Raw genomic sequence first — 22,381 nt, forward strand, 5'->3', positions numbered from 1 at the left:
TTGGGAAAACCAAAACTGCATGTTTTTGCGTTTTTTAAAATTTATTTTGTTAAATAACGCAAAATAATGTAATGTTTCTCTTTTTTGTACATATATTTGTTAAAGCTAAGCCTTTGACAAAATATATGAATATTGTAATTTCATCATTTTACGGTCTATTGGCAGGCTAAATATTGATTTCAATACGATTTATATGCTATTTAAACAGTATAAGTTGTTTTAAAATGGATCTCAATATTGTAATAAACAACCAAAAGCAATAGAACCATTAAAATGCCCAATTCTCAACAATTAAACGAGCTGTCTGCTTCATTGGAAGGAAATCTTTTTTATGATGAACTTCATAAAAAAATATATTCGACAGATGCTTCTGCTTACAGAATTACGCCAGTTGCCGTAGCAATTCCGAAAACAGAAGATGATATCGTTAAGATTATTCGTTTCGCATCCCAAAATAAAATTTCAATAACACCAAGAACAGCAGGAACGTCTTTAGCTGGACAAACTGTTGGAAGCGGCATAATTGTAGATGTTTCAAAGCATTTTGCTAAAATTGTTTATTTTGATGCCGAAAAGAAAACCGTAACGGTTCAGCCAGGAGTCATTCGCGACGAATTGAATTTGTTTTTAAAACCGCACGGATTATTTTTTGCGCCAACAACATCGACTACTAATAGATGTATGATTGGCGGAATGGTGGGAAATAATTCTTCAGGAACAACCTCGATCCGTTATGGCGTTACCAGAGATAAAATTGTAGAAATAAAAGCAGTTTTAAGCGACGGAACTCTTGCTGCATTTAAGGATTTAACTTCTGAGGAATTTATTGAGAAAACAAAAGGCGATTCTTTAGAAAGCAAAATTTATGACTCGATTTACAAAGAGCTTTCGAATAAAGAAAATCAGGAAGAGATTTTAAAAGAGTTTCCAAAACCAGAAATTCATCGAAGAAATACGGGTTATGCGATTGATGCTTTGTTGAAATCGGAACTTTTTTCGGGAACAGAAAATACCATTAATTTAGGAAAACTGCTTTGCGGGAGCGAAGGAACTTTGGCATTTACAACAGAAGTTACTTTAAAAGTTGACGATCTTCCTCCAACAAACAATATTATGGTCGTGGCGCATTTTCATACGATTCAAGAAAGTCTTGAAGCTGTTGTTGTTGCCATGAAACATCATTTGTATACTTGCGAAATGATGGACGACACAATTTTAGATTGTACCAAAACGAATAGGGAACAAGCTAAAAATAGATTTTTTATTGTGGGCGAACCTAAAGCGGTTATCATGCTCGAAGTAGGTTCTCATATTAGTATAGAAGATGCCGAATTGCAAGCCAATGCTTTGATTAAAGATCTTGAAGCCAATGGTTTTGGATATGCGCTTCCAAAAATTTACGGAGAAGATATCGAAAAGGTAAATGAGGTAAGAAAAGCAGGTCTCGGACTTTTAGGAAGTATTGTGGGAGACGACAAAGCGGCCGATTCGATTGAAGATACCGCAGTTGAATTAAGCGATTTGCCAAATTACATTGCCGATTTTGCCGCCATGATGGAAAGCCATGGACAAAGTGCAATTTATTATGCGCATGCTGGAGCGGGAGAGTTGCATTTGCGTCCGAAGATAAATTTAAAAACAGAAGAAGGTTTACACCAGTTTAGAAATTTATCTACTGAAGTAGCGCATTTGGTAAAAAAATACAGGGGTTCATTAAGCGGTGAGCATGGCGATGGAATTTTGCGCGGAGAGTTTCTGCCGTTTATGATTGGCGATAAAAACTATGAATTGCTGAAAAGAATAAAAAAAGCTTTTGATCCTGATACAATATTGAATGTTGGGAAAATTGTAAATGCTTCTAAAATGGATGAAAATCTTCGTTTTGAAGCAGGAAGAGTAGAACCAGATATTAAAACCATTCAAGATTTTTCAGATAGTTTAGGGATTTTGCGTGCCGCTGAAAAATGCAACGGATCTGGAGATTGCCGAAAAATGCCATCGGCAGGGGGAACTCTTTGTCCGAGTTATCGTGCGACAAGAAACGAAAAAGATACCACGCGCGCACGTGCCAACGCTTTACGCGAATATCTGACGCATTCTGAAAAAGAAAATAAATTCGATCACGAAGAATTATATAAAGTATTCGAATTGTGTGTGAGCTGTAAAGCCTGCGCAAGCGAATGCCCGAGTAATGTGGATGTAGCAACTTTAAAAGCCGAATTTTTATACCAATATCAAAAAGCAAACGGTTTTTCTTTCCGAAATAAAATATTCGCTTTTAATTCAAAATTGAATGAATTCGGAAGTATAGTGCCGTCAATAACCAATTGGGTTTCCAATCTTTCATTCGTTAAAAAAAGAATGGGAATCGCGCCTGAAAGACAAGTTCCGTTATTGGCTCCAAAAACTTTTAGGAAATGGTATCAAGCGAATAAAAAGCTTTACGAGTCCAACTCTTTTGAAAACGGAAGCGTTTATCTTTTTTGTGATGAATTCACTAATTATTATGATGTTTCGGTAGGAATTGATGCTTTCGAATTATTGACGAAATTAGGTTATAACGTAATTGTAATCGATCATGAAGAAAGCGGAAGAGCTTTTATTTCCAAAGGTTTTCTAGAAGAAGCGCAGGAAATTGCAAATAAAAACATCACTATTTTTAAAAATATAATTTCTGAAAATACGCCTTTAATTGGTCTTGAACCTTCGGCGATTTTGACTTTTAGAGATGAATATCTTCGATTGGCTGGAGATAAAGAAAATGCCGAAAAAGTAGCAAAAAATACTTTTACAGTTGAAGAGTTTTTCAAAAGAGAAATTTCAAACGGAAAAATTCACGCGGGACAATTTTCTGAAAAAGAGAAAAGCATAAAGATTCACGGACATTGTCACCAAAAATCATTGAGCAGTGTTGAAGCTTCTTTTGCGATGCTAAATGTTCCAAAAAATAATACGGTTACGATTTACAATTCGGGTTGTTGTGGAATGGCCGGCTCATTTGGATATGAAAAAGAGCATTACGAAATCAGTATGCAGATGGGAGAAGATACTTTGTTTCCAAAAATTAGAGCAACAGAAGTGACAACGGAAATTGCAGCTGCTGGAACAAGTTGCCGTCATCAAATTTTTGACGGAACTAGCAGAAAAGCAATGCACCCGGTAACTATTTTGAAAGATTGCCTAAAATAGCTTTTAAAGAACATCAGTTATGAAAAAATCAATTTGCACAATCTTCTTGCTGTTTCTAGTTTTTACAGCGCAAGCTTCGAAAGTCGATACTTTACAGGTTTTTAGTGCTTCGATGCAGAAAAACATCAAAACTTGTGTTGTAGTTCCTGACAATTATAAAAAGAGCAAAAAGGCTTTTCCGGTAATTTATTTGCTTCACGGACACAGCGGTAATTATGCGTCATGGGTAAAAGGTTTTAAGGAACTTGGAAAACAAGTAGATCAATACGGTTTTATTGTAGTTTGTGCTGACGGAAATTATTCAAGCTGGTATTTTGACAGCCCAATTGATCCGAGTTTTAAATATGAAACTTATGTTGTGAACGAGCTAGTTCCGTTTATTGATAAAAAATACAAAACCATTGCTGATCGAACAGGAAGAGCGATTTCAGGCTTGAGCATGGGCGGTCATGGCGCTTTGTATTTGTCGTTCAGACATCAAGATGTATTTGGTGCAGCGGGAAGTATGAGCGGAGGAGTAGATATTCGCCCATTTCCCGACAAATGGGACATCAAAAAACGACTAGGATCAATTGCTGAGTTTCCTGAAAATTGGAATCAAAACACGGTTACCAATATGCTCGATTTGGTAAAAGACAACAAATTAAAATTGATTATTGATTGCGGTGTTGACGATTTTTTCATGACCGTAAACAGAGAGCTTCACGCAAAAATGTTGGCTCTAAAAATAAATCACGATTATATTGAGCGCCCAGGAGAACATAATCTTAAATACTGGGAGAATTCTTTAAAATATCAACTTTTGTTTTTTCATGATTTCTTCAATGAAAATGTAAAAACAAAGTAATCATAAAGTGTATTTTAATTCTCACACATGATTGAAATACACAAATTTTGGTTGGTTATCCTAACAGGTTTTTGTCAAACCTGTTAGGTTTTTTTGGTCAACTCTGCTGAATCATATTCTATTCCAAAATAGGAATATTTAAAATAAATTATTGCTAATAAACTAAAAACAAACCATGAAACATCTATTTTTCAGAATACTATTGCTTTTTGTAATAACATCTGGATTTTCGCAGAATGCAGAAAAAAAGGAAATTATAAAATTTGTACAACTTACAGACTTGCACGTTTCTGTGGGAAATGACAATGATTTTTTGTTGCAAAACATCGTAAAAGAAATCAATAACTCGGACAATGAATTTGTAGTCGTAACGGGAGATTTAACCAATCGTGGAGCCGATGATGAATTGAAACAGGTTCATGCAATTCTTTCAAAATTGACAAAGCCATATTATGTTATTTCAGGCAATCACGAAACAAACTGGAGTGAAAGCGCGGGACTTACTTATAAAAAGATATTTGGAGAAGATCGCTTTGTATTTTCAAAAGGAGATTATCTTTTCATCGGATATCCGTGCGGACCATACATGAAAATGGGCGATGGTTTTGTAAAACACGAAGATGTACTTTGGTTAGATAAAACTTTGAAAGATAGTCTGAAAGGAAATAATAAAAAAGTGCTCAATTTTGCTCATTATCCAATGGACAATAGTGTGAGCAATTATAAAGAAGTGCTTTCTGTTTTGCAAAAATATCCAACTGTTGCCAGTTTTTGTGGTCACGGACATACTTTGAGGAAATATGATTTTTCTGGTTTGAGTGGCTTAATGGGAACCTCTATAACTTCGCTGGATGGCAAAACTCAAAGTTATAACGAATTGATCATCAGTAATGACAGCATCAGTATTTATCAAAAAGAAATAGATAAACCTGGTGTTTTCAAATTTTCTGTTCCAACAAAACCATCAAAAATTGAAATTCCGAAAGATGATGCGCCAGCAATTGCTCCTTTTTTGAAAGATGACGCTTCGATTTACAGCCTTCCTTCTTTTGATAAAAAGAATTTTTATTTTGCCAATTCACTTGGTGAAATACAATCCGTAAATTTGAAAGACAAAAAAATAAATTGGAAAACAAAAACAGGAAACGCTATTTATTTTTCGCCAATAACTGTAAAAAATAATCTCGTAATTGGAACCATAGAAGGAAATCTTTTAGGATTTGATTCGCAATCAGGAAAACAAAAATGGAATATTTCTGTTGGTGGCGTTTTAGTAGGTTCTCCAATTTCTGAAAACAACAAGATTTATACAGCAAGTTCGACTTCATTTATTTGTGCTGATGCTTTGACCGGCAAGGTAATTTGGAAAAAAGAAATGCCACAATCGTATTCTCAAGGAACGCCTTTGATTCAGGGAGATAAAATCATTTTTGGGGTTTGGGATACTTATGTGTATTGTTTAAATAAAAATACCGGGGAGTTAATCTGGAAATGGAATAATGGCAATGACAAACAAATTTTATATTCGGCTGGAAATGTAAATATGGTTTCAACAAAAAGCCGACTTTATTTTGTAACGCCACAACGTTTTTTGACCATTTTGGATATTGAAACAGGAAAAACGCTTTTAAGAACTTCGAAGTGGAAAATTAGAGAATCGATGGGGAAAAGTCAGGACGGAAAATGGTTTTATGGCAAAACAATGGATGGATTGCTTTTAAGAGTACCACTTTCTGATGATCTTGAATTGACAGAAGAAAATGTGGAGAAACAAAGTAAAGTTTTGGATTTGAAACTAGGATATGAACACAATCCAGCGGGAATTTTAGAAAAAGACAACAAGATCTATATCGGAAGCCGAAAAGGAGAAGTTATATTAGTCGATGCAGAAAAATTTGAAATCATAAAGCAATTAACCTTAGGAAGTTCAAGTGTAAATGGTTTTACAATTGATGCCCAAGGCAGAGTTTGGACTTCTCTTATTGAAGGCGGCATTTATTTGCTGAATTAATTTATAAAGATTTTTTGCCACAAATTGCACAAATTTTCACAAATAAATCTGCTATATCGGTGGGAGAAAATAGCCACAGATTAAAAAACTTTGCGGCTTTTTGAGATTAAAAATAACATCAAGACTTTGCGAACATAGCGTAAATCTTTGCGCTCTTTGCGGTTAAATTTTAAAAAAACTAACCCGAATAAAAATTATGAAAAGCATAAAAATTATAATTCTAGTTTTGCTGATTCATACCAAAATCTTCAGTCAGCAGTCTCCAAAAAGAGAAATGCGCGCCGCTTGGATTTCTACGGTAGAAAATATTGACTGGCCGTCTAAACCAGGTTTGTCAGATAAAGAAATGAAAGCCGAAATGGTTACACTTTTGAATAATCTACGTTCGTATAATCTGAACACTGTCATTTTTCAAATTCGTCCAACTGCCGATGCTTTTTACAAATCGACAAAAGAGCCAGCTTCGCATTGGATAACCGGAACTCAAGGCGTTGCGCCAGGTTTTGATCCTTTGCAAATGATGATTGATGAAGCAGGAAAACGCGGCATGAATGTGCATGTTTGGCTGAATCCGTATCGTGTTCAGAAAGATACAGTTCGAGATGTGCTTTCAAAAAATCATTTGTATTTTAAAAGACCAGACCTTTTCCTGACTTATGGAAAAACAAGATATTTTAATCCGGGATTACAAGAAACTAGAGATTTTGTGGCTTCTGTAGTGGGCGAAATTGTTCGTAAGTATGATATTCAGGCCGTTCATATGGATGATTATTTTTATCCTTATAAAATTGCTGGACAAGAATTTCCAGATGAAAAAGCATTTGCTAAAGAACCTCGTCAGTTTAAGGACAAAGACGATTGGCGAAGAGACAATGTCGATTTAATTATCAAACAAATCAGAGATACTATTATTGCCAACAAACCAGAAGTTGAGTTCGGAATTTCGCCTTTTGGAGTTTGGAGAAATAGTGCAAAAGATTCTGAAGGTTCTAAAACTACCGCGGGAGCTACCAATTATGATGATTTGTATGCCAATATTTTAAAATGGCAAAAAGAAAATTGGATTGATTATGTAACGCCACAAATATATTGGCACATTGGTTTTGACAGAGCAAATTTTGAAGTTTTGGCAAAATGGTGGGCAGAACATAAATACGGAACAAATATTTATGTCGGACATGGTGAATATAAAATTTCAACTTCGGCTAAAGAGCCTGAATGGAGAAGTGCTGATCAAATCGTAAAACAGATTGAAATGATTCGCAAATTCCCTCAAATTGAAGGTTCAATGCATTTTACAGCTTCTAATTTTCTGAAAAAAGGTGATACGCTAAGAAAACCTCTTCTTCAAAAAGAATACAAATACATCGCTTTGACGCCCGAAGCAAACAGAATAACAAGATTAAAGCCTGAACCGCCTACAAATGCAGTAATTACTAAAAAAGGTGATAAAGCAATTTTGACTTGGAAAGCTGCAATTAACGATAAGAAATATGTAATCTACAGATTTCCAAAAGGAAAAATAACTGATTTTTCTGATCCTTCAACTATTTATTATGTGACAACAGCTCTGAAACTAGAAGTTCCAAATGCCAATTTAGGAAATTATGTTTATGCGCTCACCGCTTTGAGTCAAACCCAGACAGAAAGCAGTCCAATAGAATTTATAGTAAAGTAAAATATAAATAAATGAGAAAAAGTATTCTCCTAATTGCCTTATTTTTAAGTTCATTGTCTTTTGTACAAGCCCAAAAATTAGATATAATTCCGAAGCCAGTTTCAGTACAACAAAACGCGGGACAGCTTGTTCTTCCTTCGGTATTAAAGGTTGTTGTCGATAAAAAACTAAAAAATAGTACAGATTATATTTCGACAAGCATTTCAAAAAATATAGGAACTAATCCAGTTGTTTCCATTGGAAAAAAACATGGAAAAAGTGCGATTTCATTTTTAGTAGATAAGAAATTAGATCTTCCAAATGAAGGGTATCAATTAGAAATAAACCAAAAAGGAATTTTTATAAAAGGAAAAACTGCAAACGGAGCCTTAAATGGACTTCAAACGTTAGTGCAAATTTGTTCTGCAAAAGAAGTTAAAAAAGGAACAGTTCCGTTTGTGAAAATTGAAGATTATCCTCGTTTTGATTGGCGCGGTATGATGCTCGATTGTTCAAGACAATTTTTTGACAAGCAAACCGTAAAAAATTATATTGATTGGTTGGCGGCGCATAAAATGAATGTCTTTCATTGGCATTTAACCGATGACAATGGCTGGAGAATCGAAATCAAATCAATGCCAGATTTGACTTTAAAAGGCGCATGGAGAGGTCCTGGAGAAGTTTTGTTGCCATCTTACGGTTCGGGAGACAAACGTTATGGAGGTTTTTATACGCAAGAAGATATTAAAGAAGTCGTGGCTTATGCTGCTAATCGTGGCATTTCAGTTATGCCAGAAATTGAAATTCCGGGGCATTCGCGCGCAGTAACGGCTTCATATCCAGAAATCGGATGCGAAATAAGCCAGGAGCTAAAAAGTGTTCAAGGCGAAGTAAAAAATGTTTGGTGCGTTGGGCGCGAAGAAAATTACGATATTCTGGATTCGATTATTAGGGAAGTTTCAGATCTTTTTCCTTTTGAGTATATTCACGTGGCAGGAGACGAAGTCAATCGTGCAAATTGGGAGCATTGCCCAAAATGCAAAGCTTTGATGGCGAAAGAAGGTTTTACAGATAGTTTTCAGCTTCAGAATTATTTCTTTAAAAGAGTTCAAAAAATTGTAGATAAATATCATAAAAAAACAGACGGCTGGAATGAGATTCTGAAAGGCGGAGAAATCAACCCGAATACATTGATTTCGGCTTGGCAAGGAATTGGTTACGGAATTGAATCGGCAAAAAAAGGATATAAAACCATTATGATGCCAGGACAATTTCTATATTTTGATATGGCGCAATCTGAAACAGAACGCGGCCATCGTTGGGCGGCTATTACAGATACAAAACGCGCGTATTCGTTCGAGCCAATTCCAGATTCGGATTTAACGCCAGAAGAACAAAAAAATATAATTGGAGTTCAAGGTGCTTTGTGGAGCGAATATTTGGATCGTCCTGAAAGAATTATGGAATACCAAAGTTATCCGAGAATTACTGCTTTGTCTGAAATGGGTTGGTCTAAAAAAGAGGATAAAAACTGGGATGATTTTTACGGAAGATTAACCAACAGTCATTTGAAAAGATTAGCCGATATGGGAATTGCTTTCAGAGATTTTCCTCCTACAGCAATTTATAAAAACGGAACAATTACAGTAACACCGCCTTATGAAGACGCTGTAGTAAGATTCGATAAAGATGGGAATGAGCCAACAAGACAATCGCCTTTGTACACAGGACCAATTCAAACGAAAGATTACGAGCAGTATAGGTTTAGAGTTTTCTTCAATGAGACTTCGGCAAGTCCTGCAGTAAAAGTGGAAAAACTGCCTGTTGCAACTTGGAATACAGCTAAAGCTGAGGTTTTGACTATTTCAGAAAACATCTCGGAGCATGTTGACAAAAAAGGCATTTGGTATTTGAATTTTAATCCAACGGATGACGGAGCAAACGGAATAATTAAAAATGTTTCGCTTTTTGAAAATGACAAACTATTGCAGACTTATTCAGATGAAAAAGCTTTAAAAGCAAAACCTCGCTTGAGATTTTTGATTGAAAATTACAACGAAAAAAACACCTATAGATTAGATTTTACTGTTGAAAATAGAGAAGAGAAAAAATCTGCAGCAAATGTGAAATTCACTTGTTCGCCTTATCAAGAACCGGAAGTTCAGGTAACTTCATCAATGGCAGAAAACCCAAAGTTTCCAATTGCAAATCTGCAAGATTATAATGAAGAATCGTACATGCGTACAGATGTTGCCTGCAAAGACGGCGACTGGATTTTGTATACCTTTACTAATCCTGTAACGTCTTCTAAAATTGATGTTTTAAGTGGGATTCCGCATCATCCGAGGTTTATCATAAATAACGGTTACGTCGAGTTTTCATACAATGGAACTGATTTTATAAAAGGGGATCATTTTGATTACGGAAATGCATCCATTTATCCAAAACAGCCCGTAAAAGTGGTTAGAATTCAAATTACGGGAACCAATAATGAGCCTTTGATGGCAGAGCAGGACTTAAAAATTAATCCTTAAAATCATGAAAAAGATAACATTCAGTATCGTCATTATTTCTTTTGTTTTTTTGGGAATGGGATTTCATTCTTCTAAAAAAATAAATAAAGTTGGCGATAATAAAGAAAATGAAGCCTTCATCGATTCGATGATGAATAATGCGCTTGAAAAAGGCTTTTTTCCAGGAGCACAAATTATCGTTGGAACGGGAGATTTTAATTTGATAGCCAAAAATTACGGGTATCATGATTATACCAAAAAACAAAAGGTAAAAACAGAAGACGTTTTCGATTTGGCTTCGATGTCTAAAGTTTTAGGAGCAACACTTGTTACTATGCGCTTGGTTGGAGATGGTAAAATGAAGCTCACAGATCAAGTTGGCGATATCGTCCCGATGTATAAAAAGACAGCAATTTCCGATTTAACGCTTTTTGAGTTGCTGACACATACTTCAGGCTTAAAGGCAAGCATTACTTTTTATCAAAGTTTGCTTTCTACGCCAGATGGTTCGCCTTTGTTAAGCGATAAAAAATCAGAGCAATATCCTGAGCAGTTCGATAATATGTATGTAAACAAAAACATTGTTTACGATTCGAAATATCTTGTTTTTGAGCCAAAAGAAAATTGGGTTCAGATTTATAAAAACATGTGGCTGAATCCAGAATATTATCCATCGGTTTATGAAAGGATTGCGACTGCAAATACGAATGTTCGTGGAAAATATGTTTACAGCGATTTAAACTTGCTTTTAGTCAAACAAATGATCGAGACTAAAACAGGAAAGAAATTAGATCAGTTGACAAATGAAATTTATACGCAATTAGGTATTTCAAAAATTGGATATAATCCACTAAAATGGACTTCTGTAGATAATGTAATGCCAACGGAAGTAGATAATTTTTTCAGAAAAGATACCATAAAAGGTTATGTGCATGATGAAGCCGCAGCAATTTTTGGAGGTGTTTCTGGAAATGCAGGTTTGTTTGCGAACGCAGAATCGATTGCCGTGATCTGCAAAATGCTAATGAACAATGGAAACTATAAAGGCAAACAAATTCTAAAAGCCAAAGTCGTAAAAGAGTTTACAGAATCGCCACTTGCAAAAGAAGGCATTTATCGCGGCTTAGGCTTTGATAAAAGAAAACCAGACGAGTTTTTTACCAAAGATGATTTTGGACATACTGGTTTTACAGGAACATTTTTCTTTATGAATAGAAATACAAATCGATTTTTGGTTATTTTGACAAATCGTGTAAATCCAACTCGTACAAACAGATTGATGTATAAAGATGATTTTAGTGCTAAAATTTGGAGGCAAATTAATAAGTAATATTTGCCACGAATTCACGAATTATTGAAAAATAAATTTAAGTAAAATGAAACATGCCATTATCAATGCAGTCGTTCACACAGGAGAAGAAATAATCAATAATGGAGTTATTGTTGTAGAAAACGGAAAAATTCTTTCGGTTCAAAAAGAAATTCCAGAAGCTATTGAAACGATTGATCTGCAAGGAAAAAATATCGCTGCTGGTTTTATGGATATTCAAATAAATGGAGGAGAAAGGCTTTATTTTAGCCAAACTCCAACTGAAGAAGCAATTCAGGATATTTATGATGCTAGTCGCAAATATGGGACAACGCAGGTGCTTCCATGTTTGATATCCTCTTCAAATGAAACCATTCTGAAAGGAATCGAAGCTGTTCGCAGCTATAGAGAAAAATACGATAATGGGGTAATCGGAATGCATTTAGAAGGGCCATTTTTGAATCCATTACGAAGAGGAGCACACAGTATAGATCAAGTCCGAAAGCCTACAAACAAAGAGCTAGAAGAAATTATAAAATATGGGAAAGATGTTATAAAAGTCATCACGATTGCTCCAGAATGCTTTACGGAAGAACAGCTTGATATGTTGCTCGAAAGCGGTTTTGTAATTTCAATAGGACATTCGACTATCTCGTATAAAGAAGCACAGCCTTATTTTGCAAAAGGAATTAAGCTCGTTACACATTTGTTTAATGCGATGACGCAATTCGGACATCGTGAACCCGGTTTGGTTGGCGCATCTTTAGAGAGCGAAAATGTATTTACTCCTGTTATTTTAGACGGTTCACATTGCGATTATGCGGCGGCGAGATTGGCATACAGACTAAAACAAGAGAAATTCTTTTTGATTAGTGATGCCACATTTTTAGGACGAAAAGTGACCAACTTTAATTGGGACAATTTTGATGCTCATCTTGATAATGGATTTTATAGAAATAAAGACGGCAATTTGGCTGGAGCTTCAATCTCGATGTTAGAGGCAGTGCAAAATGCCTACAATCATTTGAATGTTTCTGTTGATGAAGCGCTGAAAATGGGATCTTCTCGCGTGGCAAATGCAATTGGTTTAGGAGATAAATTCGGAAAAATAAAAGCTGGATTTCCTGCAACTTTCGTTAAATTCAATGCTGATTTATCTGAAATAGAAACTTTTGATTTTTCTTAAAATGAATCAATTATTAGGATACTGTTTTTAATTTTTAATAATGTATTTTTGAAAAGAAAATAAAATTTTTTTTACAAATTCAAAACTCCAAATCATAATGATAAAAAAAGGTGTGTTAACTTTTTGTATACTTGTTTTAACAGTTTTAAGTAGTTCTGGTCAAAATTGCTTGCCGTCAGGAATTACAATAAACAGTCAATCCCAAATAGATAATTTCTCAAAAAATTATCCTGGTTGTACCACTATTGGTGGAGATGTATTAATAGAAAATGTCGGCAATCTTCTTGGGTTATCCCAAATTAAATCTATTACAGGAAACCTTACTCTCAAACTCTTAATTAAAGACTTAAAAGGGTTGAATAATTTGACTTCAATTGGTGGAGATTTGACTATTAGTGGCAATTCTCTTTTAACCAATTTCACTGGATTAGAAGCGTTGAATTCGATTGGAAAAAATGTATTGATCGAAAGAAATGACGTTTTAGATAATTTTAGTGGCTTAGAAAATCTTAAATCAGTAGGAGGAGATTTGTCGATAAGAGATAATAAAGTATTAACTAATATCAACGCCTTTAAAAACGTTGCAAATATTGGAAATAATCTAATAATCAGCACAAATGATAAGCTTCTTAATATTAATGGATTAGCAGGTATTACGGAAGTTAATAATGATTTGATTGTTGAGTCAAATCCGCTTTTGACATCTTTAGATGGTTTGAATAATTTAAAGACTGTAAAAAGAGATTTAAAAATTAGATTTAATAATAGCTTAAAAGATTTACAAGGTTTAAATGGGCTAATATCTACTGGACGATTTTTTGAAATAGAACGAAATGATAATATTTCAAGTTTTGCTGGTTTGGAAAATCTTGCTACTATTTACAGGTTATTTGTAGTTGATAATGATAATCTAATTAATCTAAAAGGACTTGATAATCTTAAAATTGTAAAAGAAAATTTAACGCTATTTGGAATTGATAAATTAAATTCATTGAATGGGCTGCAAAATGTGACATCAATTGATGGAATGTTGCAAATAAAAAGTTGCAATGCATTGACTAATTTAACGGGATTGAGTGGTTTGACTAAAGTTGGAATTTCATTTGAAATTTCAGACAATTTGGGTATGATAAATCTTCAAGGTTTAAATAGTTTCGTTTCAAGTGCAAACCTTTACGTATCTGGATGTGCAAGTCTTGAAAATTTAGTGGGATTAGAAAGTCTTAAGAATATAAATAATGGCAATTTAACAATCAGTTATAATGACAAAATAGCAAGTTTAAGAGGTATTGAGAATATTGATCCCAAAACGATTGGATATATAACTATTGAGTTGAATGCCTTATTGTCAACTTGTGCGATCCAAAGTGTATGTAGTTATCTTTCAGATATTGAGAAAAGTGCTGCTGTGCGCTCAAACAAAGAAGGATGTAACAATAGAGAGGAAGTTACAGCAATGTGTAAAACTGTGCTTTCTGTAGATGAAAATGATCTTTTATCCTCGACAAGTTTGTATCCTAATCCAACAATTGGCAAAGTGAATGTAAATGTAAAATCTGATTGTAAAATGTATATTTACAACGCTGTTGGAGAGCAATTAAAAGAATTAAATTTAGTTGTGGGATATAATGAAGTGAATCTTGATTCATTACCATCTGGTGTGTATTTTTTCAAGACTAAAAAAGGAAACACGCTAAAAGTTCTAAAAAAATAATTAATACTTTTTGTTATTGTCCGTCAGAGATAACTTGGAAATAAAAAGATTAAAGATCGTATAAAATAGAAAAGCTTCAGAGAAATCTGAAGCTTTTCTATTTTTATCATTTTTCTCTTGGCGAGCAATAAAAATATTACAGAAAATATTCCCTCCAAACATCTTTAATACAGATTCAATTTCCACAGCAAAACGCACTTAGATTAGTAATAATTCTGACAAAAACTTTAAAATTAAAAACCGAATTCGTATATTGTTCTGCTAAAATTTAGTATGCCAAGCATATACATGTTAAAATAGTTGCCTTCAAAACGTTTTTCAATCATTTAATAGAAATAATCTAGATTATGAAAAATTCTTTAATGCTTTTCATTGCATTCTTAGCTTTTACAGCTTGCTCAAAACATTCGGCAAAAAAAGATGTTGCCATCACAGGAATAGATTCCACATTACGACCAGGTAATGATTTTTTTAGATATGTAAATGGCAAATGGTATGATTCTGTATCAATACCAGCATCTCAATCGGGAGTAGGCGCTTATATGTTTATGAATTTCCCGCAACGAATTCGCCTTCAAGGAATATTAGACAGTATTTCAAAAAGCAATAACCCAGCAGGAAGTATAGCGCAAAAGGTAGGAGACTTTTATGCATCGGGAATGGATACTGTGACCATTGACAAACGCGGTTATGAACCGATAAAACCTCTGCTTGCCAAAATTGAAGCCATTAGCGATTTGCCTTCATTAATGAATTTTGTTGTTAATGAAGAAAAAGTGGGCAATTATTCTATTATTGGTTTTGGAGTGTCACCCGATGATAAAAACAGTAGTATGAACATTGCTCAGCTTTATCAAACGGGTTTAGGTTTGCCTGACAGGGATTATTATTTCAAATCAGATTCGTCAACTGTTGCTATACAAGAAGCATACAAAAAATACCTTACTGTATTATTTCAGCAAACTGGAAGCAATGCTCTAGAAGCTAAAAAGAATGCTGATTTAGTTTACGATATTGACAAACAACTTGCCGTTTCGCATAAAACAAAAGTTCAACTTCGTGATGTGCAAGCAAATTATAATAAAACAGCTGTAGCAGATCTTGCAAAAAGACATCCTAATATAGACTGGACTACTTTTTTAAATAATTTAGGTGCTAAAACCGATTTTATTAATGTTGGTCAACCTGCTTATTATGATGCTCTTAATAAGCTTTTAAAAACTATCCCGATTAATAATTGGAAAATTTACTTGAAAGCAAATTCTATCGAAAGATATGCAGATGATTTGAGTAAGCCTTTTGTAGACGCTTCATTTGAATATACCAAGGTGCTTTCTGGTCAAGCTGTTCAAAAATCACGTGGCGAAAAAATGGCGAATGTCGTTGACAATTACTTAGGCGAAGCGTTGGGTGAATTGTACGTAAAGAAATATTTTTCGGAAGATGCCAAAAAGCGTATGCTGGTTCTCGTGAATAATTTGCAGAAAGCCTATGCAAAAAGAATTGATAATTTGCAATGGATGAGCCCTATTACGAAACAAAAAGCGAAAGAAAAATTATTTGCCATTACTAAGAAAATAGGATATCCAGATAAATGGAGAGATTATAGTAATGTTAATATTGCTAGAAATGCCTATTTCGAGAATGTAGTTTCAGGGTCTAAAGCTGCATATCAATTTCAATTAGCAAAATTGGGCAAACCAGTCGATAAATCAGAATGGTTTACTACAACGCCAACAGTTACGGCATATAACAATCTTACAGCAAATGAAATCGTCTTTCCTGCCGGTATTTTGCAAGCGCCATATTTTGACAATAATGCAGACGATGCACTTAACTACGGAGGTATCGGAATGGTAATTGGCCACGAAATAACCCATACTTTTGACGACCAAGGCGCTCAATATGACAAGGATGGAAACATGAAAAACTGGTGGACAAAAGAAGATTATGCTCAGTTTAAATCAAGAATACAACAAGTTATTGATTTATATAGTACTTATACCGTTTTAGGAGATTTGCATATTAATGGTGCAATGACAGTTGGCGAAAACACAGCTGATATCGCTGGAATTGCAGTTGCCTACGATGCTTTTAAAATGACTGAACAAGGAAAAGGAAATACAAAAATTGACGGGTATACTCCAGACCAGCGTTTCTTTATTTCTATAGCCAAAATATGGCGAGTAAAAATGAAAGATGAGTTCTTGCGTTTGTGGATTAACAATAACCCACATTCACCACCAAATTGGCGCGTGAATGGTCCTTTAATGAATACGACACCTTTTTATAAAGCATTTGATGTAAAACAGGGAGATAAAATGTTTTTGCCAGAGAAAGATAGAATTACAATTTGGTAATAAATCTTTCTTAAATCTTCCCATGAAAAGTTGTATCTGCTGGCACGAAAAAGACGATCGTGTCAGTGGAAACGTCTGTAGAAAAATATTTCATCACTAAAAAATGGAAACAAATCAGAATAGTATTAATTTAAAATTCCACAAAATATTTTCATCTTTAAAACGAGTTGCCAGAATTGTTTTGGCAATTTCTTCTATACTACTAATTATTTCAATTATTTCGCTATTAGTTTACAAAGGAGAATGTTTTAGTGTTTACTCAAATGCTGGTTTTATGATTTGGCCAGCGATAATACTGTCAATTTATTCAATTTTTTATTCGTTACTTATAATTATAACTTTCTTGGTATATAGACTCTACAAGCATAATTTGATTTGGACGACAATTAAAAAAGAAATTTTGTTTTTGATGCTGACGGGACTATTAATGACTATTTTTTATTTTGTAAACAGCTACATGGTTAAAAATTATTAGATATTGATGGGGTCACTAGCGAGACGCTAGTGCTAGCAAAGCGAAATTTGACGTTGGTATATTTTAGAAACCCAAAAAAGAGATTAAAAAAGAAGTTCGAAAATCCTGAATAATGAACACGACTAAATTTACAGAGACCATTCTAATTAATAAAAACTCTGAGTTAGTTTTTGATTTTACACAAGATTATAATAAACGATTAAAATGGGATACTTTTCTGAAAAAAGCTAACTTAATTGATGGTGCAACAGAAGCTGGCAAAGGAGTTAAGGCATATTGTGTGGCAAAAAATGGACTTGGTATGAAAACGGAATATGTTACCTATAACCGACCAAAAGTTACAGCAATAAAAATGATAGATAATTCATTGTTATTTAAGTCATTTTTGGGTTCTTGGACATTTAAAGAAATGCCTGACAATAAAACAGAAGTTGTCTTTTTGTATTCTTTTTCACTTAGATTTCCGTTCAGCTTATTGATAAATTTTATAAAAAAGATTTTGCAAACAAATGTAAAACAAAGACTTGTTGATCTTAAGCTGAATATTGAAGAAGAAATCGGATAAGTAAATTTGGAATCTGTGCCCACAAAGAGAACCTTGACAACGAAAACGGATAATCACAAACGAATAAAAAATCATGAGAAAAGAATTTCCAATTATAAAAACCGAAAGACTTTTATTGCGGCAATTTATAGGTAGTGATCTTGAAAATGTTTTCAAAGGACTTTCAGATCCAGAAGTTGTTAAATATTATGGAGTGAGTTTTCAGACATTGGAAGCAACTAAAGAACAAATGCTTTTTTTTGCTGACCTTGAAAAAAACGATACAGGAATTTGGTTTGCTATTTGTTCTGCTGATAATAAAACATTCTACGGAGCAGGCGGATTAAATAATTTAAGCAAAGAACATAAAAAAGCAGAAATCGGGTTTTGGTTGATGCCAAATTTTTGGGGACATGGAATTATAAAAGAAGCAATACCGTTGATTTGTAAATACGGGTTTGATAGTTTAGGGCTTAATAGAATTGAAGGATTTGTTGAGTCGGAAAATAAGAATTGTAAAAATGTAATGGCTAAAATTGACTTTCAGTACGAGGGGACAATGAAAGACTGTGAAATTAAAAATGGCAAGTTTATAAGTCTTGATATTTATGCTAAAATAAAAGATAATTTAATAAAGCCTGGACAAGAAATCAAATAAAAAAAATCCGATTGCGCCAGTAGATTCGTAATTTAGGATTGGGCATTCTATATTATAACGAAAAGAAACTATTCGAACTAAAATTGATTAAAAATGGCAAATGTAAAAGAAGGGATAGTATGGATAACAGGTGCTTCCTCTGGCATTGGAAAATCAATGGCTCTTGAATGGGCAAGATTAGGATATAAAGTAGTGCTTTCCTCAAGACGTAAAGAACTATTAGAAAAAGTTGCAGAACAGATTAGGCATTCAGGTGGAGATGCATTGGTGATTCCGTGTGATATAATGGAAGAAAGTTCTATTGAAAATGCAGTTCAGCAAATCATCAAAGATTTGGGGCGCTTGGATATAGTTGTAGCTAATGCCGGTTTTGGTGTTTTTGGAAGCATCGAAAAGCTAACAGCCAAAGATTGGAATAGACAATTGCAAGGCAACGTTACAGGCTTAGCGCTAACAGTAAAATATGCCTTACCACTTTTAAAGAAAAACAAAGGCCGAATTGGTTTAGTTGGAAGTGTAGCAGCATATCTTCCTAATCCGAATGTAGGAGCATACGGTGCTTCAAAAGCGGCTGTAAACTCTATTGGTCAGACTTTGCAGGTTGAATTAAAGGGTACAGGCGTAAGCTGCACAACAATGCATCCCGGATTTGTGGTTTCAGAAATTGCTCGAATTGACAATGATGGAGTTTGGCATCCTGAAGAGGCAGACCCACGGCCATCAAATTTAATGTGGCCAACGGATAAAGCTGCAAAAGTAATGGTAAAGGCAATTTTAAAAAGAAAAAGAAATTACATTTTTACGGGTCACGGAAAGCTGGCAGTTTGGTTACAAAGATGGTTTCCTGGCTTGATGAGGTCTATAATTTCAAAAGGCCCAAAACCAGATTTATGAGAAAGATTTAGTTGAATGTAATATCCCAAGATAGGATGTTGTCAAATCTATTTGACTTGAATAAGTTAGCTCTTATGAAAATTAAATCTATGTTAAAAGAGCAGCTTTAATTCAATATTAATTTGAAATTTGTAAAATGTCTAATTAACAACGAGATAATATGGAAGGACAAATCATAGAATTGGAAAAAGAATATTGGCATGGAGTTCAAAATAATGATTATGAAACAGTAAGAAATCTGACGTTTTTTCCCTGTATAGTTGCTGGAAAAAATGGTGTTCAAAGTATCAGTGAGGCTGATTTCAAAAATATGTTTGACTCTGGGCAGACCAATAAAATAAAAGTGCTGAACATTTATGACGTAAAAGAAAACCTAATTGCTGAAAATACCGCCGTAATAGGATATCATCTTGATTTTGAGATAGTAGATCAAAGTCAAAAAGAGCCTATAAAATGTGTCTGTACTTCTACCTGGATTAAAGAAAATAATAAGTGGGCGTGTGTGATGCATACCGAAACCGAATTGGAAAAAAACTAGTAATTTGAAACAACGCATGCGTGAATGGTAACGTACATAAAAGTTGTAACGAAAGCATAAAAACAAAAAAGCTTCAGAGAAATCTGGAGCTTTTTTGTTAGTGATTCACAGTGCTGAAATTACCAGAATTTCCACCATGGTTTTTCTTCATCGGTTTCTATTTCTAGAATTCGAGCTGTCTTATTTTCATTATTTTGGATTTCATTTTCATTTTTACTTCCACTTCCGCTTTTTGTAGAAGGATATTTTTTCTTATGGAAATCAACTACAAATTCTAATAATGACGTCACTCTTGATTCTTTAGGATAAATTGAGGCCAAATAAAAGGCAAGAATATTTAATTTGTTTTTTGAGAAGTCATTAAAATTCTTTTCGATAAACAAGAAAATGTTATCTCTAAATTTTTCATGATAGCCACCAATTTTCAACAGATAATCAAATGCAATATCACTTTTTAGGCCATCATCCATAATTACCAGATTTTCTAGATAGGCAATATTATCGTTGTTATAATTAAATGCAATAATTGATGTGATGGCGTGTACAACTGTATTTTTAAGTTTTGTGTTTAAATCGCCAAAAGCTTCCTCATAGATATAGATTTCTGTAACTTCATTGAGGTTTTCATCATCCACGATTTCATTAAGCCAGTCTAGAGCATTAATCAGACTTACATTTTGATTTGATTCTCTTGCTAAAAATAATTCTGAAGATTTAATTATTTTATCGTGAATGCGACCATTTAAATTTTCTTTTGTCATAGATTCTTTGTTAAGATAAAGAAATCTAAACTTACAATTTTTATAAGATATATTGTTGTTGAAAACAAAAAAAAGCTCCAGATTTCTCTGAAGCTTTCTGTTAGTTAAAGGTATGGAAATCCAAATTATTTCATCTGTATAAGCTTAAGTGTAAATTCCATTTGTGTATCCTTCTGTTTGAAAAAATCATCCAAAGTTGGCCACACTTCATGATCCGGCATAATACCGTGACCTTCTGGCTGATTTTTCTTTTTTGGAGCATCCTGAACCAGATTTACAATTGAAAATTGTGTTTTTATCTTGGAATTGGGAAGTTCATAGACCAATGGTGAATGTCCGTTGTGACGATAGTAACCGCCAACAGTCTCTACGCCAACTATGGTAACATTTTGAACATATGCTTTTACCAGGGAAGCAAAATGTGAAGCAGCTGATGCCACATTTTCATTAATCAAAAGATAAAGATTGCCTTTAAACTTTGGTGATTTGGGATGATAAACCGGATTATATTTTGGGTTTTGTACACTTATGTTGTTTTTAAAAACCGGATATACATCTTTTAGGTATTTTTTTCCCATTTTTTTAGAAATACTATCCATTCGTTCTGCTGTTGAAACGCCCCAGAAATAGTTCTCGAAAGGCAACAAGTTAGGGTCGAAGATTATGGTAGCTTTTTCATTTTCCTTGAATGGTTGATCTGTGAGGTACATTACAGGCTGTTCAAAGTTAGGGTCACTTCCGCCAGGATTATTTCTAACATCAATAATCAGGTTAGAAACCTTGTTTTTGTCCAATCCTGTAAAAACGCTATCCAAAAAATGAACATACGTTTCAAACTTAGGATCGTCTGATCCGTATGCCATTCCAAACCATCTTAGATTTAATAAACCTGTTGTGGGATTAAGCATTTGAAAACTATAAGGAGATTGCTTTTTATAATCTATCAAATCAGTGACAGGAGCGCTAAATCTATTTTTAATGTTTGCTTCTCTTTGCTTTAGTGTTACTGCAGGAAGTATCTTTTTTTCAAGAGATTCAGATTTTGGTGAATTGTATTCTATAATGAATTCATTAGAAAGACCATATTCCAACAGATAGTTTATTCCAAACGATTTATTTACGCTGGCCGATAATTTTTCTGTAGTGTTAAAGCCATCAGCTGTATAATATTTATAAAAAGATTGCATCAATTTTGCGTCACTTATCCCGTTTATACTTCTTATTCTTGAACCTGCCGGTATATCTGATGATTGACCATCGAAAATAATTTGCCCACCAATGTAAAGAAGAGGATAAGGGAAAAAAGATTTTTGCCTGTTCAGAAATTTTATTAAGTCGAGATCGGGAATAGTATAATTGTGTACACTTCCTTCAAAATCTGCCAGATGGAGCATTATTTTGTAAAACTCGGTAACGCTTATAGGCTTTTTTATACTTTTAATAGTTGTATTGTAAATGCTGTCTACTTGTTTTTTAGAACGGTATTGGTACAAGCCAGAATTTGCTTTTTCGTTTATAGCAAAGAGTATTTTAAGATCCTGCTGTATTTGTTTTACCGAAAGTATTTTATTGTACAGCATTAAGCTATCCTTCGCGTTTTTATCAAATCCTTGTGCCTGAATTTTAAAGGACAAGAAAAACAATAATATAAAAACTGGAATCAGATTTTTATTATTCTTGTAATACATTAGTTATAGATTAGGGGTTATAGGTTAATTTTTAGAG

Annotated in this window: 15 protein-coding genes; 13 read left to right on the forward strand and 2 right to left on the reverse strand. The window is 33.8% G+C overall.

Annotation, left to right across the window (positions count from 1 at the left end):
• Positions 1-273 precede the first annotated feature (273 nt).
• From EYY60_RS11395 to EYY60_RS11455, 13 genes are all read left to right on the forward strand, one after another.
• A complete protein-coding gene (locus EYY60_RS11395) occupies positions 274-3,189 on the forward strand; it encodes an FAD-binding and (Fe-S)-binding domain-containing protein (protein ID WP_132989461.1) in 2,916 nt (971 codons plus the stop codon).
• A 19-nt stretch (positions 3,190-3,208) separates the two neighbouring features.
• Entirely contained in the window at positions 3,209-4,036 is an 828-nt protein-coding gene (locus tag EYY60_RS11400) for an alpha/beta hydrolase (RefSeq protein WP_132989462.1), read from the forward strand.
• Between the two features lie 175 nt (positions 4,037-4,211).
• Positions 4,212-6,047 carry an outer membrane protein assembly factor BamB family protein gene (locus tag EYY60_RS11405; protein WP_132989463.1) on the forward strand — a complete coding sequence of 612 codons (1,836 nt, stop codon included), beginning with the start codon at positions 4,212-4,214 and terminating at the stop codon, positions 6,045-6,047.
• Between the two features lie 196 nt (positions 6,048-6,243).
• Positions 6,244-7,725: a glycoside hydrolase family 10 protein gene (locus tag EYY60_RS11410; RefSeq protein WP_132989464.1), complete on the forward strand. Its 1,482-nt coding sequence runs from the start codon at positions 6,244-6,246 to the stop codon at positions 7,723-7,725.
• 11 nt (positions 7,726-7,736) lie between these two features.
• The gene (locus EYY60_RS11415) at positions 7,737-10,238 is read left to right on the forward strand and encodes a beta-N-acetylhexosaminidase (protein WP_132989465.1); all 2,502 of its coding nucleotides are present in this window, start codon (positions 7,737-7,739) and stop codon (positions 10,236-10,238) included.
• Positions 10,239-10,242: 4 nt separating this feature from the next.
• Positions 10,243-11,547 (forward strand): serine hydrolase domain-containing protein, encoded by a 1,305-nt coding sequence (locus EYY60_RS11420; RefSeq protein ID WP_132989466.1) that lies wholly within the window; start codon positions 10,243-10,245, stop codon positions 11,545-11,547.
• 46 nt (positions 11,548-11,593) lie between these two features.
• Positions 11,594-12,712, forward strand: coding sequence for an N-acetylglucosamine-6-phosphate deacetylase (gene nagA / locus EYY60_RS11425; protein WP_132989467.1), 1,119 nt, complete (start codon positions 11,594-11,596; stop codon positions 12,710-12,712).
• A gap of 97 nt (positions 12,713-12,809) precedes the next feature.
• Positions 12,810-14,426, forward strand: a complete 1,617-nt coding sequence (locus EYY60_RS11430) for a T9SS type A sorting domain-containing protein (protein WP_132989468.1) — start codon at positions 12,810-12,812, stop codon at positions 14,424-14,426.
• A 347-nt stretch (positions 14,427-14,773) separates the two neighbouring features.
• The gene (locus tag EYY60_RS11435) at positions 14,774-16,786 is read left to right on the forward strand and encodes a M13 family metallopeptidase (protein WP_132989469.1); all 2,013 of its coding nucleotides are present in this window, start codon (positions 14,774-14,776) and stop codon (positions 16,784-16,786) included.
• 587 nt (positions 16,787-17,373) lie between these two features.
• On the forward strand, positions 17,374-17,826 hold the full coding sequence (locus EYY60_RS11440; RefSeq protein ID WP_132989470.1) for a type II toxin-antitoxin system RatA family toxin: 453 nt from the start codon (positions 17,374-17,376) through the stop codon (positions 17,824-17,826).
• Positions 17,827-17,899: 73 nt separating this feature from the next.
• Positions 17,900-18,463, forward strand: coding sequence for a GNAT family N-acetyltransferase (locus EYY60_RS11445; RefSeq protein ID WP_132989471.1), 564 nt, complete (start codon positions 17,900-17,902; stop codon positions 18,461-18,463).
• A 93-nt stretch (positions 18,464-18,556) separates the two neighbouring features.
• A complete protein-coding gene (locus EYY60_RS11450; RefSeq protein WP_132989472.1) occupies positions 18,557-19,357 on the forward strand; it encodes an SDR family NAD(P)-dependent oxidoreductase in 801 nt (266 codons plus the stop codon).
• A 160-nt stretch (positions 19,358-19,517) separates the two neighbouring features.
• Positions 19,518-19,895 carry a nuclear transport factor 2 family protein gene (locus tag EYY60_RS11455; RefSeq protein WP_132989473.1) on the forward strand — a complete coding sequence of 126 codons (378 nt, stop codon included), beginning with the start codon at positions 19,518-19,520 and terminating at the stop codon, positions 19,893-19,895.
• A 119-nt stretch (positions 19,896-20,014) separates the two neighbouring features.
• Here the strand turns inward: EYY60_RS11455 and EYY60_RS11460 are convergent, their stop codons facing one another.
• Entirely contained in the window at positions 20,015-20,656 is a 642-nt protein-coding gene (locus tag EYY60_RS11460; RefSeq protein WP_132989474.1) for a hypothetical protein, read from the reverse strand.
• A 125-nt stretch (positions 20,657-20,781) separates the two neighbouring features.
• The gene (locus EYY60_RS11465; protein ID WP_132989475.1) at positions 20,782-22,344 is read right to left on the reverse strand and encodes a S41 family peptidase; all 1,563 of its coding nucleotides are present in this window, start codon (positions 22,342-22,344) and stop codon (positions 20,782-20,784) included.
• Between the last annotated feature and the right edge of the window lie 37 nt (positions 22,345-22,381).

Source organism: Flavobacterium zhairuonense, assembly GCF_004352915.1.
Lineage (GTDB): Bacteria > Bacteroidota > Bacteroidia > Flavobacteriales > Flavobacteriaceae > Flavobacterium > Flavobacterium zhairuonense.

Excerpts from the sequence above, each read along its gene's own strand:
- EYY60_RS11455 (WP_132989473.1), top strand. The coding sequence starts at position 19,518 with ATGGAAGGACAAATCATAGAATTGGAAAAAGAATATTGGCATGGAGTT.
- EYY60_RS11415 (WP_132989465.1), top strand. The coding sequence starts at position 7,737 with ATGAGAAAAAGTATTCTCCTAATTGCCTTATTTTTAAGTTCATTGTCT.
- EYY60_RS11460 (WP_132989474.1), bottom strand. The coding sequence starts at position 20,656 with ATGACAAAAGAAAATTTAAATGGTCGCATTCACGATAAAATAATTAAA.
- EYY60_RS11445 (WP_132989471.1), top strand. The coding sequence starts at position 17,900 with ATGAGAAAAGAATTTCCAATTATAAAAACCGAAAGACTTTTATTGCGG.
- EYY60_RS11465 (WP_132989475.1), bottom strand. The coding sequence starts at position 22,344 with ATGTATTACAAGAATAATAAAAATCTGATTCCAGTTTTTATATTATTG.
- EYY60_RS11395 (WP_132989461.1), top strand. The coding sequence starts at position 274 with ATGCCCAATTCTCAACAATTAAACGAGCTGTCTGCTTCATTGGAAGGA.
- EYY60_RS11430 (WP_132989468.1), top strand. The coding sequence starts at position 12,810 with ATGATAAAAAAAGGTGTGTTAACTTTTTGTATACTTGTTTTAACAGTT.
- nagA (WP_132989467.1), top strand. The coding sequence starts at position 11,594 with ATGAAACATGCCATTATCAATGCAGTCGTTCACACAGGAGAAGAAATA.
- EYY60_RS11420 (WP_132989466.1), top strand. The coding sequence starts at position 10,243 with ATGAAAAAGATAACATTCAGTATCGTCATTATTTCTTTTGTTTTTTTG.
- EYY60_RS11450 (WP_132989472.1), top strand. The coding sequence starts at position 18,557 with ATGGCAAATGTAAAAGAAGGGATAGTATGGATAACAGGTGCTTCCTCT.
- EYY60_RS11405 (WP_132989463.1), top strand. The coding sequence starts at position 4,212 with ATGAAACATCTATTTTTCAGAATACTATTGCTTTTTGTAATAACATCT.
- EYY60_RS11435 (WP_132989469.1), top strand. The coding sequence starts at position 14,774 with ATGAAAAATTCTTTAATGCTTTTCATTGCATTCTTAGCTTTTACAGCT.
- EYY60_RS11400 (WP_132989462.1), top strand. The coding sequence starts at position 3,209 with ATGAAAAAATCAATTTGCACAATCTTCTTGCTGTTTCTAGTTTTTACA.
- EYY60_RS11440 (WP_132989470.1), top strand. The coding sequence starts at position 17,374 with ATGAACACGACTAAATTTACAGAGACCATTCTAATTAATAAAAACTCT.
- EYY60_RS11410 (WP_132989464.1), top strand. The coding sequence starts at position 6,244 with ATGAAAAGCATAAAAATTATAATTCTAGTTTTGCTGATTCATACCAAA.